General features: G+C 70.2%; 18 protein-coding genes. 13 read left to right on the top strand and 5 right to left on the bottom strand.

The genetic code is table 11. The annotated features are described in order from the left end of the window. Positions 1-93 precede the first annotated feature (93 nt). Complete coding sequence (locus tag AC5L36_RS00230; RefSeq protein ID WP_441216233.1) at positions 94-4134, top strand: galactose-binding domain-containing protein; 4041 nt, start codon at positions 94-96, stop codon at positions 4132-4134. Here the strand turns inward: AC5L36_RS00230 and AC5L36_RS00225 are convergent. Both AC5L36_RS00225 and AC5L36_RS00220 read right to left on the bottom strand, forming a co-directional pair. Next, a complete protein-coding gene (locus AC5L36_RS00225) occupies positions 4131-4811 on the bottom strand; it encodes a hypothetical protein (protein ID WP_441216235.1) in 681 nt (226 codons plus the stop codon). The genes AC5L36_RS00230 and AC5L36_RS00225 overlap by 4 nt on opposite strands. A 4-nt stretch (positions 4812-4815) precedes the next feature. Next, a complete protein-coding gene (locus tag AC5L36_RS00220) occupies positions 4816-5418 on the bottom strand; it encodes an RNA polymerase sigma factor (RefSeq protein ID WP_441216237.1) in 603 nt (200 codons plus the stop codon). Between the two features lie 727 nt (positions 5419-6145). Here AC5L36_RS00220 and AC5L36_RS00215 point away from each other — a divergent pair. Further along, the gene (locus tag AC5L36_RS00215) at positions 6146-7483 is read left to right on the top strand and encodes an MFS transporter (protein ID WP_441216239.1); all 1338 of its coding nucleotides are present in this window, start codon (positions 6146-6148) and stop codon (positions 7481-7483) included. 104 nt (positions 7484-7587) lie between these two features. Here AC5L36_RS00215 and AC5L36_RS00210 read toward each other — a convergent pair whose 3' ends face one another. After that, the gene (locus AC5L36_RS00210) at positions 7588-8517 is read right to left on the bottom strand and encodes an aldo/keto reductase (protein WP_441216240.1); all 930 of its coding nucleotides are present in this window, start codon (positions 8515-8517) and stop codon (positions 7588-7590) included. Between the two features lie 96 nt (positions 8518-8613). After that, positions 8614-8943: a hypothetical protein gene (locus tag AC5L36_RS00205; protein ID WP_441216242.1), complete on the bottom strand. Its 330-nt coding sequence runs from the start codon at positions 8941-8943 to the stop codon at positions 8614-8616. 401 nt (positions 8944-9344) lie between these two features. Between AC5L36_RS00205 and AC5L36_RS00200 the strand changes: the two genes are divergently transcribed. Beyond that, the gene (locus tag AC5L36_RS00200) at positions 9345-10349 is read left to right on the top strand and encodes an NAD(P)-dependent alcohol dehydrogenase (RefSeq protein ID WP_441216244.1); all 1005 of its coding nucleotides are present in this window, start codon (positions 9345-9347) and stop codon (positions 10347-10349) included. A 174-nt stretch (positions 10350-10523) separates the two neighbouring features. Then, complete coding sequence (locus AC5L36_RS00195) at positions 10524-12368, top strand: pectate lyase-like domain-containing protein (RefSeq protein ID WP_441216245.1); 1845 nt, start codon at positions 10524-10526, stop codon at positions 12366-12368. Between the two features lie 31 nt (positions 12369-12399). Here the strand turns inward: AC5L36_RS00195 and AC5L36_RS00190 are convergent, their stop codons facing one another. Continuing rightward, positions 12400-13059 carry a GNAT family N-acetyltransferase gene (locus AC5L36_RS00190; RefSeq protein ID WP_441216246.1) on the bottom strand — a complete coding sequence of 220 codons (660 nt, stop codon included), beginning with the start codon at positions 13057-13059 and terminating at the stop codon, positions 12400-12402. A gap of 77 nt (positions 13060-13136) precedes the next feature. On the opposite strand from AC5L36_RS00190, the gene AC5L36_RS00185 reads away from it, so the two are divergent. From AC5L36_RS00185 to AC5L36_RS00145, 9 genes are all read left to right on the top strand, one after another. Further along, positions 13137-15143 (top strand): glycosyl hydrolase family 28-related protein, encoded by a 2007-nt coding sequence (locus AC5L36_RS00185; RefSeq protein WP_441216247.1) that lies wholly within the window; start codon positions 13137-13139, stop codon positions 15141-15143. Between the two features lie 193 nt (positions 15144-15336). Then, positions 15337-16653 carry an ABC transporter substrate-binding protein gene (locus AC5L36_RS00180; protein ID WP_441216248.1) on the top strand — a complete coding sequence of 439 codons (1317 nt, stop codon included), beginning with the start codon at positions 15337-15339 and terminating at the stop codon, positions 16651-16653. Then, positions 16650-17591: a carbohydrate ABC transporter permease gene (locus tag AC5L36_RS00175; protein ID WP_441216249.1), complete on the top strand. Its 942-nt coding sequence runs from the start codon at positions 16650-16652 to the stop codon at positions 17589-17591. The genes AC5L36_RS00180 and AC5L36_RS00175 overlap by 4 nt, the downstream gene beginning before the upstream one ends. Further along, positions 17581-18408 carry a carbohydrate ABC transporter permease gene (locus AC5L36_RS00170; RefSeq protein WP_441216250.1) on the top strand — a complete coding sequence of 276 codons (828 nt, stop codon included), beginning with the start codon at positions 17581-17583 and terminating at the stop codon, positions 18406-18408. The genes AC5L36_RS00175 and AC5L36_RS00170 overlap by 11 nt, the downstream gene beginning before the upstream one ends. Beyond that, positions 18405-19604, top strand: coding sequence for a Gfo/Idh/MocA family protein (locus AC5L36_RS00165; RefSeq protein ID WP_441216252.1), 1200 nt, complete (start codon positions 18405-18407; stop codon positions 19602-19604). The genes AC5L36_RS00170 and AC5L36_RS00165 overlap by 4 nt, the downstream gene beginning before the upstream one ends. Next, a complete protein-coding gene (locus tag AC5L36_RS00160; RefSeq protein WP_441216254.1) occupies positions 19601-21037 on the top strand; it encodes a glycoside hydrolase family 43 protein in 1437 nt (478 codons plus the stop codon). Before AC5L36_RS00165 ends, AC5L36_RS00160 begins: the two co-directional genes overlap by 4 nt. Then, positions 21034-21894, top strand: a complete 861-nt coding sequence (locus tag AC5L36_RS00155) for a DUF6807 domain-containing protein (RefSeq protein WP_441216256.1) — start codon at positions 21034-21036, stop codon at positions 21892-21894. Before AC5L36_RS00160 ends, AC5L36_RS00155 begins: the two co-directional genes overlap by 4 nt. Then, the gene (locus AC5L36_RS00150; RefSeq protein ID WP_441216257.1) at positions 21891-22838 is read left to right on the top strand and encodes a DUF6807 domain-containing protein; all 948 of its coding nucleotides are present in this window, start codon (positions 21891-21893) and stop codon (positions 22836-22838) included. Before AC5L36_RS00155 ends, AC5L36_RS00150 begins: the two co-directional genes overlap by 4 nt. Then, complete coding sequence (locus AC5L36_RS00145) at positions 22835-24070, top strand: ROK family protein (RefSeq protein ID WP_441216258.1); 1236 nt, start codon at positions 22835-22837, stop codon at positions 24068-24070. Before AC5L36_RS00150 ends, AC5L36_RS00145 begins: the two co-directional genes overlap by 4 nt. Positions 24071-24265: the final 195 nt, after the last annotated feature.

Genomic DNA, 24265 nt, shown 5'->3' with positions numbered 1-24265 from the left:
GCAGAAGTGCGCGTTAAACCACACCGCCATGCCGCACGGCTGTCCCGGACCAGCGGCGCTCCACCTCGTCGTTCACCAGCGCAAGGGGACACCATGAGACGGAAACAGCTCAGCTGGCGGCTGATCAGCGGCGTTCTCGCCGCAGGTCTGGTCTACGCCGGGCTCGCGCCCACGCCCGCGATGGCGGCCGGCGGGCCCAACCTGGCCGCCGGGCGCACCGCGTCGGCCAGCGGGTCCAACGGGCAGTACACCGCGGGCAACGTCAACGACGGCAACCCGGCCACCTACTGGGAGAGCCCCGGCAACACGTTTCCCCAGTGGGTACAGATCGACCTCGGCAGCAGCGTGAGCATCGACCAGGTCGTGCTCAAGCTGCCGAGCGGCTGGGAGACCCGCACACAGACACTCAGCGTCCAGGGCAGCACCAACGGCACCAACTTCAGCACCCTCTCCGCGTCGGCGGGACGGATGTTCAACCCGGCGAGCGGCAACGCGGTCACGATCAACTTCACCACGGCGAGCGCCCGGTACGTGCGGGCGAACATCACGGCCAACACCGGCTGGCCGGCCGCGCAGGTCTCCGAGATGGAGATCTACGGCGCCGGGGGCGGCGGCGGAAACCTCGCCACCGGCAAGGTGATGACGGCGAGCAGTGCGCAGGGCGGCTTCGGCGCCAACCTGACCAACGACGGCAACCCGGGCAGCTACTGGGAAAGCACCAACAACGCGTTCCCGCAATGGCTCCAGGTGGACCTCGGCACGGCCGCGAGCGTCAGCCGCGTCGTGCTGAAGCTGCCGACCGGCTGGGGCGCCCGCACCCAGACGCTGGCGGTGCAGGGCGGCACCGAGGCCGGCACCTCCAGCACACTCTCCGCCTCGGCGGGCCGGGCGTTCGACCCGGCCTCGGCCAACACCGTCACGATCGACTTCGCGGCCACGACGGTCCGGTACGTGCGGGTGCACATCACCGCCAACACCGGCTGGCCGGCGGGGCAGATCGCCGAGTTCGAGGTTTACGGGACGACCACCGGCGGCGACACCCAGGCGCCGACCGCGCCGGGCGGCCTCGCCTTCACCCAGCCGGCCGCCGGCCAGATCAGGCTGACCTGGAACGCTTCCACCGACAACGTCGGCGTCACCGGTTACACGATCTTCGCGAACGGTGCCGAGCGGGCGAGCGTGGCGGGCAACGTCCTGACGTACACGGACACCCAGCCGGCGAGCGCGACGGTGGAGTACTTCGTGCGCGCCCGCGACGCGGCCACCAACGAGTCGGCGGACAGCAACCACGTCACCAGGGTCGGTGAGAACCCGCCGGGCGGCACCAACCTTGCCGCGGGCAAGCCGATCGACGCGTCCTCGTTCGTGCACACTTTCGTCGCGACCAACGCCAACGACGGCAACCTCGCGACCTACTGGGAGTCCAACGGCCAGCCGGGGACGCTGACCGTCAAGCTCGGCGCGAACGCGGATGTCACGTCGGTGACCGTCAAGCTCAACCCCGACCCGGCGTGGGGTCCGCGCACACAGACCTTCGAGATCCTCGGCCGGGACCAGGGCGCGACCGGGTACACGTCGCTGAAGGCGAGCGGGACGTACAGCTTCAGCTCGTCGACGAACCAGAACTCGGTGACCGTCCCGGTGACCGGCCGCACCGCCGACGTGCAGCTGCGCTTTACCGCCAACAGCGGCGCGCCCGGTGGGCAGGTCGCCGAGGTACAGGTCGTCGGCACCATGGCGCCCAACCCCGACCTCGTCGTGAGCGCGGGCAGTTGGAGTCCGGCATCGCCGAACGAGGCGAGCGCGATCACCCTCTCGGCCACGGTGCGCAACGACGGCTCGGCGGCCTCCGGCGCGACCTCGGTCAACTTCAACCTCGGTGGCGCGCTGGCCGGCAGCACCCCGGTGGCCGGCCTCGCCGCCGGCGCCTCGGCGACCGTCACGTTCAACGCCGGGACGCGGCCGATGGGCAGCTACAGCTACACCGCGACGGTCGACCCGGCCAACCAGGTCGTCGAGCAGAGCAACGACAACAACAGCTTCACCGCGCCCTCGCCGCTGGTGGTGGCGCAGGCGCCCGGCCCTGACCTCCAGGTCACCGGTATCACCTCGAACCCGCCGAACCCGGCGGTGGGCGCCTCCGTCACGTTCACGGTGACGGTCAACAACCGCGGCACCGCCGCGAGCGGCGCCACCACGGTGACCCGCGTGGTGGCCGGCGGCACGACGCTCAACACGAACACCGCCTCGATCGCCGCCGGCGCGACCGTCAACGTGGCGATCAGCGGCAGCTGGACGGCGACGAGTGGCGGCGCCACCATCAGGGCCACCGCCGACGCGACGAACGCGGTCACCGAGACGAACGAAAACAACAACTCGCTCGCCCGGTCCATAGTGGTCGGTCGCGGTGCCGCTGTTCCGTACACCGAGTACGAGGCCGAGGCCGCCGACTACCAGGGCACGCTGCTGGTCGCCGACCCGCTGCGTACGTTCGGGCACACCAACTTCGCCACCGAGTCGTCGGGGCGGCAGTCGGTGCGGCTCAACAGCACGGGGCAGTTCGTCGAGTTCACCTCGACAAACCAGGCCAACTCGATCGTCGTGCGAAACTCCATCCCGGACTCGCCGGGCGGCGGTGGCATGGAAGCCACCATCAGCCTCTACATCAATGGCACGTTCGCCCAGAAGGTCACGCTGTCGTCGCGCAACAGCTGGCTGTACGGCACGACGGACGACACCGAGGGGCTCTCGAACTCGCCGCAGGCCAACGCCCGCCGGCTCTTCGACGAGTCAAACCTGTTGCTCGGCCAGAGTTATCCGCCGGGCACGAAGTTCAAGCTACAGCGGGACGCCAACGACAGCGCGCAGTTCTACATCATCGACCTGATCGACCTGGAGCAGGTGGCGCCGGCGCTGAGCCAGCCGGCCGGCTGCACCTCGATCACGCAGTACGGCGCGGTGGCCAACGACAACGTCGACGACAGCGCGGCCATCCAGCGGGCCGTCACCGACGACGAAAACGGCGTGATCAGCTGCGTCTGGATCCCGGCCGGCCAATGGCGCCAGGAGCAGAAGATCCTGTCGCCGGACCCGACCCGGGGCCAGTACAACCAGAAGGGCATCCGCAACGCGGTCATCCGTGGCGCGGGCATGTGGCACACGCGGCTCTACACGAACACCGAGCCGCAGAACGTCGTCGGCAACATCAACCACCCGCACGAGGGCAACGTCGGTTTCGACATCGACGACAACACCCAGATCTCGGACCTGGCCATCTTCGGTATGACCACCAACCGGGCCAACCGGGGGCACGGGATCAACGGCCGGCTCGGCAAGAACACGCGGATCAGCAACGTCTGGATCGAACACGTCAACGTCGGCGCCTGGGTCGGCCGCGACTACTCGGACACCCCGGCGTACTGGAACCCGGGCGACGGCCTCGATTTCAGCGGCATGCGGATCCGCAACACATACGCGGACGGCATCAACTTCGCCAACAGCACGCGAAACTCGCGCGTCTTCAACTCGTCGTTCCGTACCACGGGTGACGATTCGCTGGCGGTCTGGTCGAGCACCTTCGTCCGTGACCAGGCGACGGACATCGGGCACGACAACCACTTCACCAACAACACCATCCAGTTGCCGTGGCGGGCGAACGGTATCGCCATCTACGGCGGCTACGGAAACACCGCCGAAAACAACCTGATCTACGACACGATGAACTACCCGGGCATCATGCTGGCGACCGACCACAGCCCGCAGCCATTTTCCGGAACCACGCTGCTCGCCAACAACGGGCTCTACCGCTGTGGCGGCGTCTTCTGGGGTGAGCAGCAGAAGTTTGGCGCCATCACGATATTCGCCCCGGGCCGGGACATCCCCGGCGTCGTCATCCGCGACTCCGAAATCATGGATTCCACGTACGACGGCATCCAGTTCAAGGGCGGCGGTGGCAACATACCGGGCGTGGTGATCACCAACGTGCGGATCGACAAGTCCAACAACGGCGCCGGCATCCTGGCACAAGGCAGCGCACGCGGCAGCGCGACGCTGACCAACGTCACCATCACCAACTCGGCGACCGGACACATCGTCGTCGAGCCGGGTTCGCAGTTCCAGATAACCGGCGGCTAGCCCGTCACGGAGGGTGGCCTGGCCGATGTGGGCGGGCCACCCTTCTTCTTGTCCGGGTGTTTCGGCGACTCCGTCGGCGTCGGCGGGAGCAGCGGTGCGCAAAATCCGGGAATCCGTGGCTCTCCGCCGGCCAACCGAGCAAGCTCGGCCAGGTCCTTGGGCTTCATCGGCTTGCCCTTCACACGCCGGTCGTCCCACTGGCGGCAGAGCCTGGCCGCGGTCTTGTCGGCAGGGCCGGCCGTCGGGCCGCTGGCAGTGGGGCTGGGCGTGGGGGCCGGTCCGCTCGTGGCACCACCACCCGGGCTCGTCCGCGCGGCGGAAGACGGCACCTCGCGCGGCGCGAGGCTCTCCTTCGCGGGCGGGCCGGTGCCGGGCAGGTAGCCGGTCTCGGCGGCCACCGCGACGCCGCCGACGAGCAGCACCGACACGGCCGCCGCGGCGGCGAGCGGCCGGAGCACGTGCCGCCGGCGGGGCGCCGGTGCCGGGCGCTCGACCCGGCCGGCCTCCTCGAACGCGGCGAGGGCCGAGTCGAGCCCGGTCAGCTCCTCCGGCCGGGGCGGGGCGGCGGCCGCGGCCAGCAGGCGGCCCAGCTCCGGGTGCTCGGTGTCCGGCCGGCCGGCGAGCAGCCGCTCGGCCTCGTCCGGCTTGATCCGGCGCCGCCATGGCCGACGAATCACGGCGTCACACCCCCTCGGTCCGCGGCGAATGGAGGTCGAGCGGCGGCCTCGACGCGGCGCGGCGGGCCTGCACCTCGGCGTGCTCGGCGAGCCGGCGCAGGCCCCGCATCGACGCGATCCGTACCGCTCCCGGCCGCTTGCCCAGCACCTGGGCGGTCTGCGCCACGTCGAGCCCGGCCACGACCCGGAGCGTCACGGCCTCGGCCTGCTCCTTGGGCAACGTGGCGATCACACTCAGTGCCCAGTCGGTCTCGGAGTGCTGGATCACCTCGGTGGCCGCATCCGGATAAGTCGCCGGCAGCTCACGCTCCGTCAGGTCGCGAGGCTCCTCCGGGCGCCGCCGGACCCGCCGCCGCTCGTCGATCGCGCGGTTACGGGCGATCGTGAAGAGCCAGACGCGAAACCCGGCCGCCGTGCCCGTGAACCCGCGCAGAGCCCGCGCGGTCTGAAGCCACGTCTCGGAGGCCACGTCTTCGGCCGCGTCGCCTACGATCACCCGCAGATAGCGCAGCAGCGCCGGCTGCTGCGCTCGCCACAGGCAGGCGAAGGCCGCGGAGTCTCCCCGCACCGCACCGGCGAGGGCGCTCTCGAGTTCCTCGTCGTCCAAAGCCCCGATCCCTGTCGCGCTGGTCCGGCCAGCAGGTTACACCCGCTCGCCGTGATCGTGACCAGGGTCGCGGGCCGCACGGTTGAGCCGGGTACACGCAAGGTCATCAGCGCCCTGTTACCGATATCGGGCCGCGAACCGGAAATGTGTACGGACGTCTTCACTCGTTACCCCTTCCTCCGCCGCCTCGGCCCGATCGACCGGTCGCGCCACCTGTACCGGGTCTGTTGGCATCGTCTTTCGGAAGCGCCTGGTGGGCACGTGGGAGGAATCCGCAATGGGGGCACATTGGCCGGGGCGGCTATCGGCCGCGGTCGGAGCGGTGGCGCCCGCCCGGCTGGCACGACGGCCGGCACCAACCCCGGCAGCGTGCCCACCATGGCGTTCGCCTCAGCTCCCGGCAGCTCGGCCGGCGGTGGTGGGACACCCCCCGATTCCCACCGCTTCCGGAACGGGTGCGCCGGGCACGCCCGCCCGGCCCGCTGCGCCGGTCTCCGGTATGGCTGGCGTGGGCTCGGCAGCGGGCGAGGTCGCTCTTCTCGTGGCTCGCTGGCGCTGGAGGCCCCCTCCTCCTCCGCCGGCTCCTCCTCCCGAGAAAAGCGACCAGGGCGCCGGTGGCAGGCCGACCGCATGCCGGCCACCGGCGCCCGTCCGCCGAAACGTCGATGAGTTTTGTCGGTCCCGTCCGTCATAGTCCCCAGAGGGTCGACACCAAGGGGGCAGGACGATGAGCGACACCGGATCCCGATGGCTGCGCGGGCCGCTGCGCCCGTTTCGCTTGGGGCAGTACAGGCTGCTCGCCGGCTCCGTCACGATGTCGCTCTTCGCCGCCGGTGTCTGGCTGATCGCGCTGGTCTGGCAGGTCATCGCGCTCGGCGGCGGTCCCACCGAGCTTTCGCTGGTCTCCGCCGCCGCGGCCGGTGGCATGGTGGCCACCACGCTGCTCGGCGGCGTGCTGGCCGACCGGGTGCCGCAGCGCCGCATCCTGCTCGCGGTCGCCGGCGCGCGCACGGTCGCGATCGCGGTGGTCGCCGCGCTCGCGGTCGGTGATCTGCTTCACCTTTGGCACCTGATCGTGGTGGCCGGCGTGATCGGCCTCGGCAACGGGTTCACCTACCCCGCTTACTCGGCGCTGCTCCCGTCGATCCTGCCGGCCGAAGACCTGATGGCGGCCAACGGCGTCGAGGGCATGCTGCGGCCGACCATCATGCAGGCCGGTGGCCCGGCCGTGGCCAGCGCGCTGATCGCGGCCTCCTCACCTGGCGCGGCGATCGTCATGGTGGCGGTGCTGGAGGCGATCGGCGTGGCGTTCCTGCTGCTCGTCCGCCCGGTGCCGCTGCGCCGCGACAGGTCCGCCGAGCCGGCCCACCCGGTCCGCGCCGCGCTCGTCGACCTCAAGGACGGCTTCGTCTACATGGCCCGCACCCCGTGGCTGCTGGCGACGCTGCTCTTCGCCTCGGCGCTGATCCTGCTGATCATGGGCCCGGTCGAGGTGCTGATCCCGTTCGTCATCAAGGACCGCGCCGGCGGTGGCCCCGGCGACCACGCGATCGTCATGGCGGCGTTCGGCATCGGCGGTGCGATCGGGTCGCTCGGCATGGCGATGTTCAAGATGCCCCGCCGCTACCTCACGGTCATGAACCTCTTCTGGGGCGCCGGCTGCCTCCCGCTGGTGCTGATCGGCCTGATCGCCAACGTCTGGGTGATCGCCGCGGCCGTCTTCGTGGTCGGCATCTGCTTCTCCGCGCCGATGGTCATCTGGGGCACGCTGTTGCAGCGCCGGGTGCCGCCGCACATGCTCGGCCGGGTCTCCAGCCTCGACTTCTTCGTCTCGTTGGTCTTCATGCCGGTGTCGATGGCGCTAGCCGGCCCGGTCAGCAGCGGCATCGGGCTGGGCGTCACGTTCGCGGTCGCCGGCCTGCTGCCCACCGCCTTCGCCGTGGCAGCGATCGTGCTGGCCAGGATGCCGAAGGACGAGCTGGCCCATCCGCTCGACACCGCACCGGCCGACGAGGAGAGCGCCGACGCCGAGGATCCCAGGCAGCTCGTCGGCGCCGCCGCCTAGCCGGCGGCAGCGCGCACGATCAAGCTGGCGCACATGGGCTTCGCCACCAGCGAGGCCCACGTGCGCCAGCTTCAGATCTGCTGTTGTTACCTCGGCAGCCCAACTCAAGCCACCCGCCCGTGAAAGTGTCGGTCAGCGTCCAGGGTCGCCAGGTCATTTGCGGTGAGACGGAGTGCGCTGGCGGCGATGTTTTGCTCGAGGTGGTGCGGGTCGCCGGTGCCGGGGATGGCCAGCACGTGCGGGCCCTGGTACAGCGTCCACGCCAGGCGCACCTGGTGCGGGGTTACGCCGTGGGCGCTGGCGACGGCCCGCACGGCTTCGTCGTGGTCGGTGCCGGCGCCCTCCTCGCGCCGTGCGCCGGCGATCGCGAAGAACGGCACGAAGGCGATGCCGCGCTCGCCGCAGGTACGCAGGAGCGCGTCGTCCTTGCGGTTGTTGTCGAGGGCGTAGCTGTTTTGCACGCACGCCACCGGCGCGATGGCCGCAGCCTCGTCGACGTGGTCGAGGCGCACATTGGACAGTCCCAAGTGGCGGATCAGCCCGGCGTCGCGGAGCTGCGCGAGCGCGCCGAAGCGCTCCGCCACCGAGTCGCGGCCGGGTCGTTTCACGATCCGCAGGTTGACGAGGTCGAGGTGGTCGCGGCCGAGCCGGCGCAGGTTTTCCTCGACCTGCGCGCGCAGCTCGGCCGCCGAGGTCGCGTCGGTGTATGCGCCGGTCACCGGATCGACGCCGGGCCCGACCTTCGTCGCGATGAGCAGATCCTCCGGGTACGGCGAGAGGGCTTCGCGGATCAGTTCGGTGGCGTACCGCGTCGGGCCGCTGCCCACGCGAAGTATGCCGCCGGGCGAGAAGTAGAAGGCGGCCGTGTCGATGTGGTTTACGCCAAGCTCGACCGCCCGCCGGAGCACGCTGACGGCGAGCTCGCGATCCGGGTTGGCGGTGATGCGCATCGAGCCGAAGCCCATCCGGTGGACGGTGCGGCCGGCGAGTGTCCAGGTGCCGGCCGCTGCGGCGGTGATGGGCTGGGAGGGCATCCGCCGAAGGTACCTCGCCGGCGACTGGTGTCAGGGCCGCGGCCCGGCGGCCCTGACACCGCGCTGCCTCTGGGAGTCGGCGGCGGGGTGGGTGGTTCAGTCGGTGCGGCGGCCGTTGCCCGGTGATGCCAACGGCCGCACCGTGCTTTCACGTCCGTGGCTGAGCAGGTAGCCCTCCACGAACCCGGCGTTGTGGTCGGTGGTGCGCTCGTCGATTTCGGACAGCCGGGTGACGAGGAAGTCGGTCAGTGCATTCAGGCGATCCTGAGTGCGATTGTGGAATTCTGCCTGTACTGCGACGACGGTGGACACCGACGCGGTCGCGAGGGTGAAGAGGTTGACGATGGTCGGGACCTCGCCGCCGGTTAGCGCTTCGACGAGGATGTTGACAGTTAGGCACTGGGTGACCGCGACGGTCGCCGCCACGACCGCCGCACGTTTCAGGGTCATAGGCAGACCCTCCTTTGTCCCGCAGGGCTGCATCCGGTCTCCTCCCCGCCGCCGTTTACAACCCCGAGCACGAAGGAGGGACGATAACCCGAGAAGAGACCCGCGCCGTGGAGCCATTGATGTCAACAGATGGTTCTTTCGTCATATGGAAAAGCGGCGTGGTTGCGCTGGTAACGCACATAGACGTTAGTCAAACAATTTCGTGGCCGCCGGGTACACATAGGACCCGCAGACGCGCGCCTCGCCCGCGGGCAGCTGTGGGCACGTCGTCAATGGAGTCGTCCTTAAGTACGGTCGGCGGACCCGACCATGGGCCGTCCCAGACGCGGCCCATGTACCGATGAAAGTGATGCCCTGCGCTCGTCACCATCGATGCTATGAAGGCGATCGTCCAGGAGCGGTACGGCTCACCCGACGACCTCGCGCTGCGCGAGGTGGACAAACCGGCACCCGCCGACGGCGAGGTGCTCGTGCGCGTGCATGCGGCGGCGGTCAACGCGCGCGACTGGCACGTCATGCGCGGCGACCCCTATCTGGCCCGCCTGGCCATGCCCAAAGTCTTCGGCTTCAACGCACCGAAGCGGCGGATCCGGGGCAGCGACGTGGCCGGCCGGGTGGAGGCGGTCGGTAAAGGCGTGACCCGCTTCCGGCCGGGCGACGAGGTGTACGGCGACGTGTGCGACATGGACGGCGCCTTCGCGGAGTACGTGTGCGTGCCGGATGGCCAGGTGGAGCACAAGCCGGCCAACCTGACCTTCGAGCAGGCGGCGGCAGTGCCGATGGCCGGCTGCACAGCGCTGGTCGGGCTGCGCGACGTCGCCCGGGTCACGGCGGGGCAGCGGATCCTGATCAACGGCGCGTCCGGCGGCGTGGGGACGTTCGCCGTGCAGATCGCCAGGGCCTTCGGCGCGGAGGTGACCGCCGTGTGCAGCACGCGCAACGTCGAACTCGTTGAGTCGCTGGGTGCGGACCGCGTGATCGACTACACGAAGGAAGACTTCGCCCAGGACGGGCAGCGGTACCACATGGTCTTCGACCTTGTCGCCAACCGCACGCTGGCCGACCTCCGGCGGGTGCTCACCGCCGATGGTGTGCTCCTGCTTTCCGGCGGCGGTGTGTCGCGCAACGGCCGCCCGCACGTCACGGGACCGATGGGCCTACAGATCAAGGCGCAGGTCGCGGCCCGGTTCGCCCGCCACCGGCTGACTTCCCTGATGGGTATGGCGCCGCGCGCGGAACACCTCGCCACGCTGCGCGAGCTCATCGAGTCGGGCAAGGTCGTGCCGGCCATCGACCGGACGTTCACGCTCGCGGAGGTGCCGGAGGCCATCCGGTACCTGGAGGTGGAGCACGCGCGGGCGAAGGTGGTCATCACCGTCTGAGGCCGCCTTACGGTTTTCCCTCGCCGGCCCGTACGGAAATCAGCACCCGTACGGGCATGGCGCTGCGTCGATTCACGCGGTAGAAACAAGCGTCCCCTTATTCCACGACGTGAACGAAGTGGTCCTGGCGGGAGAGCGCTCTCACCCAGGGCCGCAGCGGAGAGGACGAACCGCATGAAAAGGCACCTGAGACGGGCACTCACGCTCGGCCTCGTACTGGCGACGGCCACCGCGGGCACCGGGACCGCCGCCGTCGCCGCACCATCCACGTCAGCCAGTCCCGCGTCGGTCTTCGGGCCGAACGTCACGATCTTCGACCCGAGCATGCCGATCAGCCAGATCCAGGCCACGCTCGACGCCACGCATGCCGCCCAGGTCAACGCCGAGATGGGCACCAACCGGTACACGTTCCTGTTCAAGCCGGGCACGTACGGCACGGCGGAGCAGCCGCTCCAGGTCAAGGTCGGCTACTACACGGAGATCGCGGGCCTCGGCGCCTCGCCCACCGACGTGGTGATCAACGGCAAGATCGAGGTCTACAACCGCTGCCTGGAGAACGGCGGCACGAGCAACTGCCTCGCGCTGGTCAACTTCTGGCGCACGCTCTCCAACCTCTCGCTCAACATCAACGCACTAGGGCAGGACGGCTGCCGCGCGTCGGCCAACTTCTGGGCCGTCTCCCAGGCCGTGTCCCTGCGCCGCGTGAACATCACCGGCGGCAACCTGTCGCTGATGGACTACTGCACGGCCGGCCCGCAGTACGCCAGCGGCGGCTTCATCGCCGACTCCCGCCTGCCCGCCACCACGAACGGTTCGCAGCAGCAGTGGCTGACCCGCAACAGCGAGGTCGCCGGCTGGTCGAACGCCGTGTGGAACCAGGTCTTCGCGGGCGTGACCGGCGCGCCCGACGACTCGGCGTTCCCCAGCCCGCCGTACACGACGCTGGAGACCACCCCGCTGAGCCGGGAGAAGCCGTTCCTCTTCGTCGACGCGAAGGGCCGATACCAGGTCCGCGTGCCGTCGGCGCACCGCAACACCAGCGGCGTCACCTGGGCCAACGGCCTCACGCCGGGCCGCACGATCCCGCTCTCCGACTTCTACGTGGCGAAGCCGGGCGACTCGGTCCTGAAGATCAACCTGGCGCTGGCGCTCGGCAAGCACTTGCTGCTCACGCCGGGCGTGTACGACATCGCCCGCAGCATCGAGGTGTGGCGCCCCAACACGGTCGTCCTCGGCCTCGGCCACGCCACGCTCACCGCGGTCAACGGCTCGATCCCGCTGGACGTCGCCGACGTGCCCGGCGTGATCGTCGCCGGCGTCACGATCGACGCCGGCCTCAAGGAGTCGCCGGTGCTGCTGCGGGTGGGCCGCAAGCACGGCCTGGGCTTCGACTCGCCGAGCAACCCCACCACGCTCAACGACGTGTACTTCCGGGTCGGCGGCCCGCACGTCGGCAAGACGAACATCGCGCTGGAGGTCAACAGCGACAACGTCCTCATCGACCACACCTGGGTGTGGCGTGGTGACCACGGCGTCGAGGGCTTCACCGACACCGAGCGGTGGAACACCAACACCGGCCGGTACGGCGCCGTCATCAACGGCGACGACGTGACCGCCACGGGCCTGTTCGTCGAGCACTTCCAGCGGTACAACACCGTGTGGAACGGCGAGCGCGGCACGGTGGTCCTCTACCAGAACGAGCTGCCGTACGACCCACCGACACAGGCCGACTGGATGAACGGAAGCGTCGAGGGGTACGCCGGCTACAAGGTCGGCGACAAGGTGAAGACCCACAACCTCTACGGCGCGGGCGTGTACGTCTTCAACCAGAACAACCCGTCGATCCACACCGAGAACGGCTTCGAGGTGCCGCAGCGGCCGGGTGTCAAGCTGCACCACATCATGACCGTCAACCTCAGCGCCGGCACGATCGACCACGTGGTCAACGGTGTGGGCGAGGCGGCCGACACCACGAAGATCGGCGTTCCGGTGTACATCGCGGACTACCCGATCCCGTAGGACACGGTGAATGGTGATCCTCCGGCCCGTGTCACTCTCCGGGCCGGAGGATGACCTCGCTGCCGATCGGGGTGAAGCCGACCGCGAGAAACGCGCGCAACGAGCGGGCGTTGCCGGGCGAGACGGCGGCGAAGACCGGCTCGCCGGGCGGCACCAGCCCGAGCGCGTCGTGCACCAGGCTCCGGCCCCAGCCGCGTCCCTGACCCTCGGACGCCGCCTCGACGCTGATCTCGGTGCGTCCGGCCAAGCCTTCGGAAAGCGTGACGAGGCCCCGCGCGTCGCCGTACACCCGGACGTCGTGCCGCAGCTCCGTCGCGTGCCGTACCCGCGGATGGTCGGCCGCGTCCGGGCGGAGCGGAAGGCTCGCGCCGCCCCGCCCGCGTGCGACGAGCGTGGCGTCGACGACGCCGATCCAGCCGGCTGGTCCGGCCAGCCAGCGCAGGAAATCCGGGCTCATCGACCCGCCGAACCCGTCCGGCCGCTGAGCCAGCACGGCCTCCGGCGGATGCGCGGTGGCTACCAGCGCGTGGCCGGTGAAGGCGACCGAACAGGCCAGGCCACTCGCGAGCGGCGGAAGCACCGTGCAGGCGCCGTCGACCGGCGGAAACTCGCCGTCGGCGGCCGCAAGGAGGTAGGCGAGCAGCGGGTGTGCTGTTCTTTCGTCATCAGCACGCCTTCTTTCGTCATCCAATCGGCTCTTGTCTCCTCTCGCGTCGGGATTTAACGTCATCGCAACACTCCCGCACTCGCAGAATCGAGCCCGTGCTGATGACCTACAGACGCATGCTGGCACTGCCCGTTGTGTTGACATTGTCCGCGACCGCCTGGGCCGCCCCGGCCAGCGCGGGTGCCCGCACCGCCGCCCCGGTCGTGACCCGGGCCGCCCTCGACCCCGCCCTCGTCACCGGCCGCGGCGCGCGGGTCGACTTCCTGGAGCAGGAGGCGGAAAACGCCGTGACGAACGGCGCGGTCATCGGGCCGGACCGCACCGCCTACACCCTTCCCGCGGAGGCCTCCGGCCGCAAGGCGGTGAAGCTGGCGCCCGGCCAGTACGTGGAGTTCACGCTGCCCGCGGCGGCCAACGCCGTCAACGTGCGCTACAGCATCCCGGACGCGCCCAACGGGGGTGGCATCACCGCGCCGCTCGACGTGACGGTCAACGGCAAGGCCAAGAAAACCATGACGCTGACCTCGCAGTACGCGTGGCTGTACAACCAATACCCGTTCACCAACGACCCCAACGCGGACCTGCTGCACCCCGACTGGTGGATCACCGAGTGCTCGTGCGTGCCGGCCGCCACCACGCCAACACCCACGATCACCAAGCCGTTCCGCCCGATGCACTTCTACGACGAGCAGCGGCTGCTGCTCGGCAAGACCTACCGGGCCGGCGACCGGGTGCGGCTCACCGCCCCGGCCGGCACCAACGCCGCGTGGACGGTCATCGACCTGCTCGACTCGCAGCTCGTCGGCCCGCCGCACGTGCGGCTCGTCGCGGCCAACGTGCTGCTCTTCGGCGCCGACCCGACCGGGCGCCGCGAGTCGTCGGACGCATTCGACCGGGCGATCGCCTTCGCCAAGCGGGCCAAGCTCAAGGTCTACATCCCGCCGGGCACGTACCAGGTCAACCGCCACATCATCGTCGACAACGTGACCATCGAGGGCGCGGGCAGCTGGTACACGATCATCAAGGGCAAGGAGGTCGCGCTCCCCGAGCCGGCGCCGGACCTGTCGGTGCACACCGGCGTCGGTTTCTACGGCAGGTACGTGAAGGACGGCGGCAGCAGCAACGTGCATCTGTCCGGCTTCACGATCGAGGGCGACGTGCGCGAGCGGATCGACACCGACCAGGTCAACGGCATCGGCGGCGCGCTGAGCAACTCCACGATCGACGGTCTCTACATCCGCCACACCAAGGTCGGCATGTGGTTCGACGGGCCGATGACGAACACCCGGATCACCAACAACGTGATCGTCGACCAGATCGCCGACGCGCTCAACTTCCACACCGGCGTCACCAACTCGGTCGTGGCCAACAACTTCGTCCGCAACACCGGCGACGACGGCTTGGCCATGTGGGCCGAGAAGACGACGAATGCCAACAACACGTTCGACCACAACACCGTGCAGACGCCGACACTGGCCAACGGCATCGCCATCTACGGCGGCACCGACAACACCGTGTCGAACAACCTCGTCGCCGACCCGATCCGCGAGGGCAGCGGCATACACGCCGGATCGCGCTTCGGCGCCGAGGCGTTCGCCGGCCGGCTGGCCATCACCAACAACACGGTGGTACGCGCCGGCACCTACGAGCTCAACTGGAACATCGGGCTCGGCGCGATCTGGCTCTACGCGCTCGACAAGAGCATCGCCGCCGACGTGCAGGTGACCGGCGACCACTACCTCGACAGCACGTACAACGCGATCATGCTGGTGAGCGACTGGCCGGTGAAGGACCTGTACTCGATCAACGGCGTCAAGTTCAAGAACATCAGGGTCGACGGCACGGGTACATCCGTGGTGAGCGCCCGGGTCGCGGGCAGCGCGTCCTTCGAAAACGTGGACGCCCGCAACGTCGGTGCGGTCGGCGTCAACAACTGCGGCACGTTCCACTTCACGCCGGCCGGCTCCGAGTTCGCGGTGACCGACCTCGGCGGCAACGACGGCGGTGGCGTCACCGGGCCGTGGCTCGCCCCGTGGATGCTGCCCAACACCATCACCTGCGACGACCGTCCACCGGTCGTGCCGCCGGCACCGCCATCCCCCTGGTGACCAGCGGCAGGTAAGACGGGAGGGGTCGCGCTCAATGGCACCGCGCGGCCCCTCCCGTTTTGTTTCATGGGTTGACGTAAATGAGGGTGGGTCGTACCGTACATCGAGCGGTTTAAGTCTCTTGCCACCCCCTCTGACCGGGGCGTCTGCCCGGCCCGGTGCGGTTCGCCACGCCTGTGAAGGGACGTGCCCCATGATCGAACAGCCTCTGCGAAGCCGACGGGACATGTTGCGGATGGCCGGGCTCGCCGGCCTTGGGCTCGGCCTCGCCGCGTGCGGCCGTGGTTTCGGCGGCGGCGGCGACGAGTCCGACGGCGGCGGCGTCCAGCTCAACATGGTCTGGTGGGGCGCGGCCGACCGTGCCCAGAAGACGCAGGCGGCCCTGGACATCTTCCAGCGGCAAAATCCCGGCGTCACCGTCAAGACGGAGTACCAGGACAGCGGCCCGTACAAGGACAAGCTGGCCACCCGCTTCGCGGCGGGCGACCCGCCGGACGTGATGGCGATGCGGATGGACAGCCTCCGCGAGTACGCCGACCGTGGCGCGCTGCTCGACCTCGGCCAGCACGCCGGCGCCGTCGACCTGTCCGGCCTGAGCGACAACGCGAAGGCGCTCGCCGCGGTCGGCGAAAAGACCTACGGGGTGCCCGCCGGCCTCAACGCGATCGGCTTCGTGGTCAACAAGACCATGACCGAGAAGTACGGCGTGAAGATCCCGGACGGCGATACGTGGAGCTGGGACGACCTTGCCGCGTTCGCCCGCGACATCACCAAGGCCAGCGGGCGCAAGGTCTACGGCACGGCATTCGAGCCGGCGACGCTGGCCAACATCATCGTGTACACCCGGCAGCGCGGCGAGGACTTCTACACCGAGGACGGCGCGCTCGGCATCAGCGAGGCCACGGTGGTCGCCTGGTTCGAGCTGGTGGAGAAGATGCGGGCCGAGGGTGGCTTCCCGCCGGCCGGCTTCGTCGAGACCGTGGGTGGTTCGCCCGAGCAGTCGTACCTGGCCAAGGGCTCGATCGCGTCCCAGATCATCCCGACCAACAACTTCCTCGGGTACAACAAGGCGGCGGGCGGCAACCTCGCGCTGCTGCGCATCCCCGGCGAGACGCAGGGGCCGCGGCGGGGCCAGTCCGTCGACTGCCCGCACCTGTGGTCGGTCGCGGCCCAGTCCAAGCACCGCGACGAGGCGCTCAAGCTGCTCAACTTCCTCGTCAACGACGTCGAGGCGGCCAAGGCGACCGGCACGACTCGGGGCGTCCCGCCCAGCACGAAGGTCGCCGACGAGATCAAGCCGGCGCTCAGCCCGGACGACCAGGTGGCCACCGAGTATCTCGGCGCCCTACAGAAGGAGACGCTGCCGCGCTCGTTCACCTACCCGCCGGGCTCCTCGAAGATCGCGTCGAGCCTGCTGAGCATCGCCACGGAGGTGGAGTTCAAGCGGCAGACGGCGCAGCAGGCCGCCAAGGCGTTTCTCGACGCGGGGCGGAAAGCCCTGGGCAAGTGACCACCACGACGCGGGTCACGCTCCCCACCGGCTCGACCGCGCGACCCGCGCCACCGCCGCGGCGGGTCAAGCGACGCAAGGACCGCGCCGGGTACCTCTTCCTGTTGCCCTGGTTCATCGGGATGCTCTTCACGGTCATCCCGTTCTTCGCCTCGCTGTACCTCGCCTTCACCGACTACAACCTGCTCAACGCTCCACAGTGGATCGGCTTGGACAACTTCCGGGAGATGCTCGACGACCCGCTGCTGCGCCAGTCGCTGAAGGTCACCTTCGTCTACACGTTCGTGTCGGTGCCGCTGTCGCTGGTGGTGGCGCTGGGCGTGGCGATGCTGCTCAACCGCGGCGTGCGCGGCCTGCCGGTGTACCGGGCGATCTTCTATCTGCCCTCGCTGCTCGGCGGGAGCGTCGCGGTGGTGCTGCTGTGGCGGTACATCTTCGGCCTCGACGGCATCGTCAACGCGTTTCTCGGCTGGTTTGGCATCGACGGTCCAGGATGGACGTCCGATCCGGACTACGCGCTGACCACGCTGATCATCCTGCATATCTGGACCTTCGGCTCGCCGATGGTGATTTTCCTCGCCGGCCTGCGGCAGATCCCGACGATGTACTACGAGGCGGCCGCCGTGGACGGCGCGTCGAAGTGGCGGCAGTTTCGCTCGGTCACGCTGCCACTGCTGAGCCCGATCATCTTCTTCAACCTGATCCAGTCGCTGATCTCGTCGTTTCAGACCTTCACACAGGGATTCATCATGAGCGGCGGCACCGGCGGGCCGGCCGACTCCACGATGTTCTACAACCTCTACCTGTACCAGCAGGGTTTCTCGCAGTTCAACATGGGCTACGCCGCGGCCATGGCCTGGATGCTGCTGGTCATCATCGCCGCGTTCACCGCGCTCAACTTCCTGGCCGCGAAGTATTGGGTGTTCTATGACAACTAGAAAGCGCTTCGCCCGGCACGTGCTGCTCTGCCTCGCCGGCGTGGTCATGATGTATCCGCTGCTGTGGATGGTCTCCAGCTCGCTCAAGCCAAGCAAGACGGTCTTCACCGACCTGTCGCTGTGGCCGTCCGACTGGGACCTGAGCAACTACCCGCGGGGTTGGGTCGCCCTCGAGCACCCGTTCACCGTGTACATGGTCAACTCGTTCGTAATCGTGGTGTTGAGCATCATCGGCAACCTGATCTCGTGCTCGCTGGCGGCGTACGGCTTCGCCCGGCTCAACTTCACCGGCCGCAAGCTCTTCTTCGCGCTGATGCTCGGCACGATGATGCTCCCCGGCCACGTGCTGCTGGTGCCGCAGTACATCGTGTTCGCCAAGCTCGACTGGATCAACACGTACTACCCGCTGCTCGTGCCGAACTTCCTCGCCACCAACGCGTTCTACATCTTCCTGATGGTGCAGTTCATGCGGTCGCTGCCGCGCGAGCTCGACGACGCCGCGCGGATCGACGGCTGCGGGCCGTTCCGCACGTTCTGGAGCGTGATCATGCCGCTCTGCCTGCCGGCGTTCGCGACGACGGCCATCTTCACGTTCATCTCGGTGTGGAACGAGTTCTTCGGGCCGCTGATCTACCTGACCGACTCGGAGCTGTACACCGTGCCACTGGCGCTGCGGCAGTTCATCGACTCGGAGGGCCAGTCGCAGTGGGGGCAGATGTTCGCGATGTCGTTCCTGTCGCTGGCGCCGGTCATCGGGTTCTTCATCGCCGGCCAGAAGTACCTCGTCAAGGGCATCGCGACGACGGGGCTCAAATGAGGCGCTACGCATTCGTCGGCACCGGGTCGAGGGCGCGGATGTACCTCGGCGCGTTGCTCGACACGCACGCGGACGCCGGGCGGCCGGTGGCGTTCTGCGACACGAACGAGGTGCGGATGGCCTACCACGACCGGCTCGTGCGGCGGGCGCGGCCGGACCTGCGGGTGCCGCACTACGCGGCGGCCGACTTCAAGGCGCTGCTGGCCCGGGAGCGGCCCGACGTGGTGATCGTGACCTCGCCGGACGCCACCCACGCCGGGTACGTCAGCGCGGCGCTGCGCCACGGCGCGGACGTGGTCGTGGAAAAGCCCATGACGACCGACACCGCCGGGCTCGACGAGATCCACGACGCGCTGGCGGCCAGTGACGGCCGGCTGACCGTCACCTTCAACTACCGGTACTCGCCCCGCAACACCTTGGTCCGGCGGCTCGTCGCGGACGGCGCGATCGGCGAGGTCACCTCGGTGGCGTTCGAGTGGTGCCTGGACACCGTGCACGGCGCCGACTACTTCCGCCGGTGGCACCGCGACAAGGCCACGTCGGGCGGGCTGCTGGTGCACAAGGCGAGCCACCACTTCGACCTCGTCAACTGGTGGCTCGCCGACCGCCCGGAGGTCGTCTTCGCCCGCGGCGGGCTGCGCTTCTACGGGGCGGACAACGCCCGGCGCCGGGGCGCGGCCAGTGACCCGTTCGAGTTGGAGATCACCGCCGAGCTGCGCGAGCTCTACAAGGACGGTGAGCACCTGGACGGGTACATCCGGGACCGGGACGTCTTCTCCGGCGGGATCACCATCGAAGACAACCTCAACGTCGTGGTCGGCTACCGGGGTGGCGCCTCGATGTCGTACACGCTGCACGCGCACAGCCCGTGGGAGGGCTACCGGGTGGCCGTCAACGGCACGGCCGGGCGGATCGAGCTGGACGTTGTCGAGCGTGGCCGGCCGCGCAGGTCCCGGGTGATCCTCCAGCGGCATTGGGAGGCGGCCGAGGAGGTGCCGATCCCGTCCGGGCGGGGCGGGCACGGCGGCGGCGACGGGATGCTGCTCGACGACGTCTTCCATGGGCCGAACAGCGACCCGCTGCGCCGGGCGGCCGGCTACGCCGACGGCGCGGCGAGCGTGCTTGTCGGCATCGCGGGCAACGAGTCGCTGCGCACCGGAGAAGCCGTGCGGGTGGCGGAGATCGGCGCGCGATGACCGATCGCAGCTACCGCAACCCCGTGCTGCACGCGGACTGGTCCGATCCCGACGCCGTCCGGGTCGGCGAGGACTTCTACCTTGTCGCGTCGAGCTTTCACCGGGTACCCGGGCTGCCGATCCTGCACAGCCGCGACCTCGTCAACTGGTCGATCGTCGGGCACGGGCTGGCACGGCTGGAGCCCGAGGAGGCGTTTCAGACGCCCCAGCACGGATGCGGCGTGTGGGCGCCGGCCATCCGTCACCACGACGGGCTGTTCTGGATCTTCTACCCAGATCCCGACCGCGGCATCTTCGTCATCACCGCCACCGCGCCCACCGGCCCCTGGAGCCCGCCGCACCTCCTCAAGGCCGGCCGAGGGCTGATCGACCCGTGTCCACTGTGGGACGACGACGGCTCGGCGTACCTGGTGCACGCCTGGGCCAAGAGCCGGGCCGGGTTCAACAACAAGCTCACCTGCCACGAGATGAGCCCGGACGGCACCGTGTTGCTGGACGGCGGGCGCCACGTCGTCGACGGCGACGCGCTGCCCGGCTACCGCACGCTCGAAGGCCCCAAGTTCTACCGCCGGGACGGCTGGTACTGGATCTTCGCGCCGGCCGGCGGGGTCGCCGAGGGATGGCAGTCGGCCTTCCGGTCGCGGCACGTCTTCGGCCCGTACGAGGACCGGATCGTGCTGGCCCAGGGCGACACAGCGGTCAACGGTCCGCACCAGGGCGCCTGGGTGACCACAGTGGACGGGCGGGACTGGTTTCTGCACTTCCAGGACAAGGGGCCGTTCGGGCGGGTCGTGCACCTCCAGCCGATGCGTTGGGTGGACGGCTGGCCGTCGATCGGGTCACCGCCCGGCCAGCCGGTCCCGTTGTGGGAGAAGCCGGCCGGATGGGGCACGCCCACCGCGCCCGCGGCCGGGCCTCCCTTTGGGGCGCAGTGGTTCTGGGCGGCCAACCCCAGACCTGGATGGCGGAGTTTTCGCCCCGGCGGCGGGCTACGGCTCGCCTGCGTGCCCGGCGACACCGACCTGCGCCAGCTGCCCAACCTGCTCGGCCAGCGGCTGCCCGCCGAGCGCTTTCTGGCCACGACGACGCTCCGGCTGACCGGCACCACCCCCGACGCGCGGGCCGGCCTGGCGATCGTCGGCCGCACCTACGCCTGGATCGGCCTCGAACACACGCCGGACGGCCTCATGCTCGTCCACCGCGTGGCCGGTCTGGGCGACGCCGTGCCACCGGCGCCCGTCGACGGCGCGGCGGTCCCGGTGGGAGTCCTGGTCACTCCCGACGCGCGTTGCCAGTTCCTGGCCGGCGAGCCGCTGCGGCCGATTGGGCCGCCGTTTCCCGCGACCGCCGGGCACTGGGTGGGCGCGACCCTCGGGCTGTTCGCCACCGGCGACGGTGGCGCGGTCGACGTTACGCCGCTGGGCATAACATGACCGGCGAGACGATCAGCCTGCGACTGGGCGACCGCCAGGTCGCCGAGTACGCCTGGCAGCCCAGCCTCCCCGCGGCCGTCTCACCGCGCCCGTTCCTGCACCCGGTGCGCACATTGGCGGGCACCGAGGTCACCGAGTCGATGCCCGCGGACCACCTGCACCACCTCGGCGTGAGCGTCGCGGTCGCGGACGTCGGCGGCGCCAACTTCTGGGGCGGCCGCACGTTCGTGCCCGGCCGCGGGCCGGTGCACCTGCCCAACCACGGCACCCAGCGGCACCACCGGTGGACCACGCGCGACGCCGGCAGCATCCGGCACGAGCTGCGGTGGATCGGCCCGGCCGGCGCTGACCTGGTACGCGAGCGGCGCCGCATTGCCGCCCTGCCGCTGGACGGCCGCGCGTGGGCGCTGGACTTCGGCTTCGAGCTCACCAACGTGACCGGCGAGCCGCTCGCGTTCGCCAGTCCGGCCACCAACGGGCGTCCCGGCGCGGGGTACGGCGGCTTCTTCTGGCGGGCGCGGCGTGGCGACCGGCGGGTGCACGTGCTCGGCCCGGACCGCACCGGGGAGCGGCGGCTGCACGGCAAGCGCACCGCGTGGCTGGCGCTGAGCGGCACCAGTACCGACCCGTGGACCTTGATCTTCGTGCCGAGCCGGGCGGACCTCTGGTTCGTGCGCAGCCGCGACTACGCCGGTGTGGGCTCCTCGCTCGCCTGGGACCAGCCGCTCGTCGTCGCCTCGGGCACCGCGCTGCGTCGCCGTATCATCACCGTGGTGGCCGACGGCCGGCTTCGCACGCGCGAGGTCGCCGACCTCGCCGGTGAGGTCACGGCGCTGCACGACGGGTGGCCGCCGTGACCGCCAGTCGCCGGCCCGCCCCAGCCGTCCGGGCCGGCGCGGGGTTGGCGACGAGAGACGGCGAGGTGACGATGGCGGGCGCCGACCAGCCGCACGGCACCGCCACACTGAGCGTGCGCGGGCTCCACGTCGCGCGATACGTGTGGGAGCCCGACCTGCCGCTCGCCATGTCTCCCCGCCCGTACCTGCATCCCGTCCGCACGCTCGGCGGGAGCACCGTCACCGACGCCGCACCCGACTCGCACCGCCACCAGTTCGGCATCAGCATCGCCGCCCCCGACGTGGGCGGCCGAAACTTCTGGGGCGGCCGCACGTTCGTCGCCGGCCACGGCCCGGCCTGGCTCGACAACCACGGCCGCCAGCACCACCAGCGGTGGCTGCGCCACACCAGCGACGAGCTCGTGCACGCGTTGCGGTGGGCGGACGCGCACGGGGCGGCGCTGCTGCACGAGCACCGCACGATCACGTGCCGCCCGGTCAGCGAGACCGCCTGGGCGCTGACCACACACACGCGGCTGACCAACGCGACCGGCGCACCGCTCACCATCCGCAGTCCGGCGGCGCAAGGACGTCCGGGCGCCGGCTACGGCGGCTTCTTCTGGCGCGGCGCGGCGGTGGAGAGCGCGCGCATCCTGAGCCCGGCCGGCGCGGGCGTGCAGCCCGTGCACGGCAGCACCGCGGCCTGGCTCGCGGTCACCGGCACGGCCGCCGGTGCCACCTGGACGGTGCTCTTCACGCCGGGCGACGAGACCACCGCGCGTGACCGTTGGTTCGTCCGGGCTCGCGACTACCTCGGGGTCGGCTCGTCGCTCACCTGGGACGAGCCGCTGGTGCTCGGCCCGGAGGAGACGATCGAGCGCAGCCTCGTCGCGTTCGTCGTAGACGGCGCGCTGACCACGGCTGAGGCCGCCGCCCTCGCCGCCGACGCCCGGCCAGCGACATGACGACTCCGATCCGGCCGAGCAGCCCACGACAGCGCCAAGAGCCGGTCCGGCAGGAAAGCCTGCGCATCATCAACCTCGAGCTCGTCTTCCGGCACATCCTCGCCGCCACCGACCCGATCTCCCGCACCGAGCTCGCGGCCGCCACCGGGCTCACCCGGCCCACTATCACCCGGATCGTCGAAGACCTCCGCGCCGGACAGCTGATCACCGAGACCGGCACCGCACACGACGGGCGCGCCGGCCGGCCGCGGGTGGGGCTCACCCTCTCCGACCGCGGACCCGCCGGCCTCGGCCTCGACATCCGCGCGGACGGCCTGGCCGCGTGCGCCGTCGACCTGACCGGCAACGTGCGCCACCTCGCCTTCGCGCCGTCGCCCTACGCCGGGCGGACCGCGGACGCCGTGCTGGCCGACCTCGCGCGGATGGCCGGCGCCGCCATCGAGGCCATCGCCGCGGAGAGCCTCACCGTCGTCACGGCCACCTTGGCGGTACCCGGACCGGTGGATGCCGGGGTGGTCCGGTCCGCGCCCGCGCTCGGCTGGCGCGATGTCGACGCCGGTGCCCTGCTGCGCGACGCGACGAGCCACCTCGACCTTCCGGTGCGGGTGGAAAACGAGGCCAACCTCGCCGCCCTCGGCGAGCTGTACGCGGGCGGCAACGCGCTCAGCGGCTTCGTGTACGTCTCCGGCGGGCTCGGCATCGGCGCCGGCATCGTCCTCGATGGACAGTTGCTGCGCGGCATGCGCGGCTGGAGCGGCGAGCTGGGGCACGTCACGGTCTACCCGGACGGCAAGCCGTGCCCGTGCGGGGCGCGGGGGTGCCTGCACACGTACGCGAGCCTGGAGGCGATCCTCGGTGGCGAGCCAGTCCCGCCCGGGATCACGCCCGACGCCGCGATCCTCACCCGTGCCGACGCGGGGGAGCCGGCCACCCTCGCCGCGCTCGAAACCGCCGGCACCACGCTCGGGATCGCACTGTCCGATGTGCTCAACATCCTCGACATCGACACGGTGCTGCTCGGCGGCAGCTTCGCCCTCCTGGCGTCCTGGCTGACCGCGAACGCGCGGGCGGAGATCGACCAGCGGGTCCTCACCACCGACTGGGCGCCGGTCACGGTCCGCCCGGCGATCCTCGGTCCCGACGCCGCGGTCATCGGCGCCGCCCTCACCTCGATCGACCAGATCCGCCAGCGCCCCGCGACGTGGCTCCTTCACAAGGCGTCGGTGAGGTAGAAACCCCAGCACAGGGGGTTTGTTTCATCGATTGACATAACGGTCGGGCGTGGCATAGCCTCATCTACGCATCGACTGGGATCGGTGGCTGGGCAACCGCCGTCCCCGGTCTCGTCGCCTGTCCGGGCTCGCGGCGAACTATCACGCAGCCACTCGACGACGGCCGGCGCCACTCTCCCATCGCACGCGCGGCCG

The sequence above is a fragment of the Phytohabitans sp. LZ39 genome (assembly GCF_059359075.1).
This window is presented reverse-complemented; position numbering and strand designations above follow the sequence as displayed.

Coding starts and splice junctions, on each gene's coding strand:
- AC5L36_RS00145 (WP_441216258.1), top strand. CDS start 22,835: ATGACGACTCCGATCCGGCCGAGCAGCCCACGACAGCGCCAAGAGCCG.
- AC5L36_RS00200 (WP_441216244.1), top strand. CDS start 9,345: ATGAAGGCGATCGTCCAGGAGCGGTACGGCTCACCCGACGACCTCGCG.
- AC5L36_RS00155 (WP_441216256.1), top strand. CDS start 21,034: ATGACCGGCGAGACGATCAGCCTGCGACTGGGCGACCGCCAGGTCGCC.
- AC5L36_RS00215 (WP_441216239.1), top strand. CDS start 6,146: ATGAGCGACACCGGATCCCGATGGCTGCGCGGGCCGCTGCGCCCGTTT.
- AC5L36_RS00170 (WP_441216250.1), top strand. CDS start 17,581: ATGACAACTAGAAAGCGCTTCGCCCGGCACGTGCTGCTCTGCCTCGCC.
- AC5L36_RS00165 (WP_441216252.1), top strand. CDS start 18,405: ATGAGGCGCTACGCATTCGTCGGCACCGGGTCGAGGGCGCGGATGTAC.
- AC5L36_RS00210 (WP_441216240.1), bottom strand. CDS start 8,517: ATGCCCTCCCAGCCCATCACCGCCGCAGCGGCCGGCACCTGGACACTC.
- AC5L36_RS00195 (WP_441216245.1), top strand. CDS start 10,524: ATGAAAAGGCACCTGAGACGGGCACTCACGCTCGGCCTCGTACTGGCG.
- AC5L36_RS00185 (WP_441216247.1), top strand. CDS start 13,137: ATGACCTACAGACGCATGCTGGCACTGCCCGTTGTGTTGACATTGTCC.
- AC5L36_RS00180 (WP_441216248.1), top strand. CDS start 15,337: ATGATCGAACAGCCTCTGCGAAGCCGACGGGACATGTTGCGGATGGCC.
- AC5L36_RS00230 (WP_441216233.1), top strand. CDS start 94: ATGAGACGGAAACAGCTCAGCTGGCGGCTGATCAGCGGCGTTCTCGCC.
- AC5L36_RS00160 (WP_441216254.1), top strand. CDS start 19,601: ATGACCGATCGCAGCTACCGCAACCCCGTGCTGCACGCGGACTGGTCC.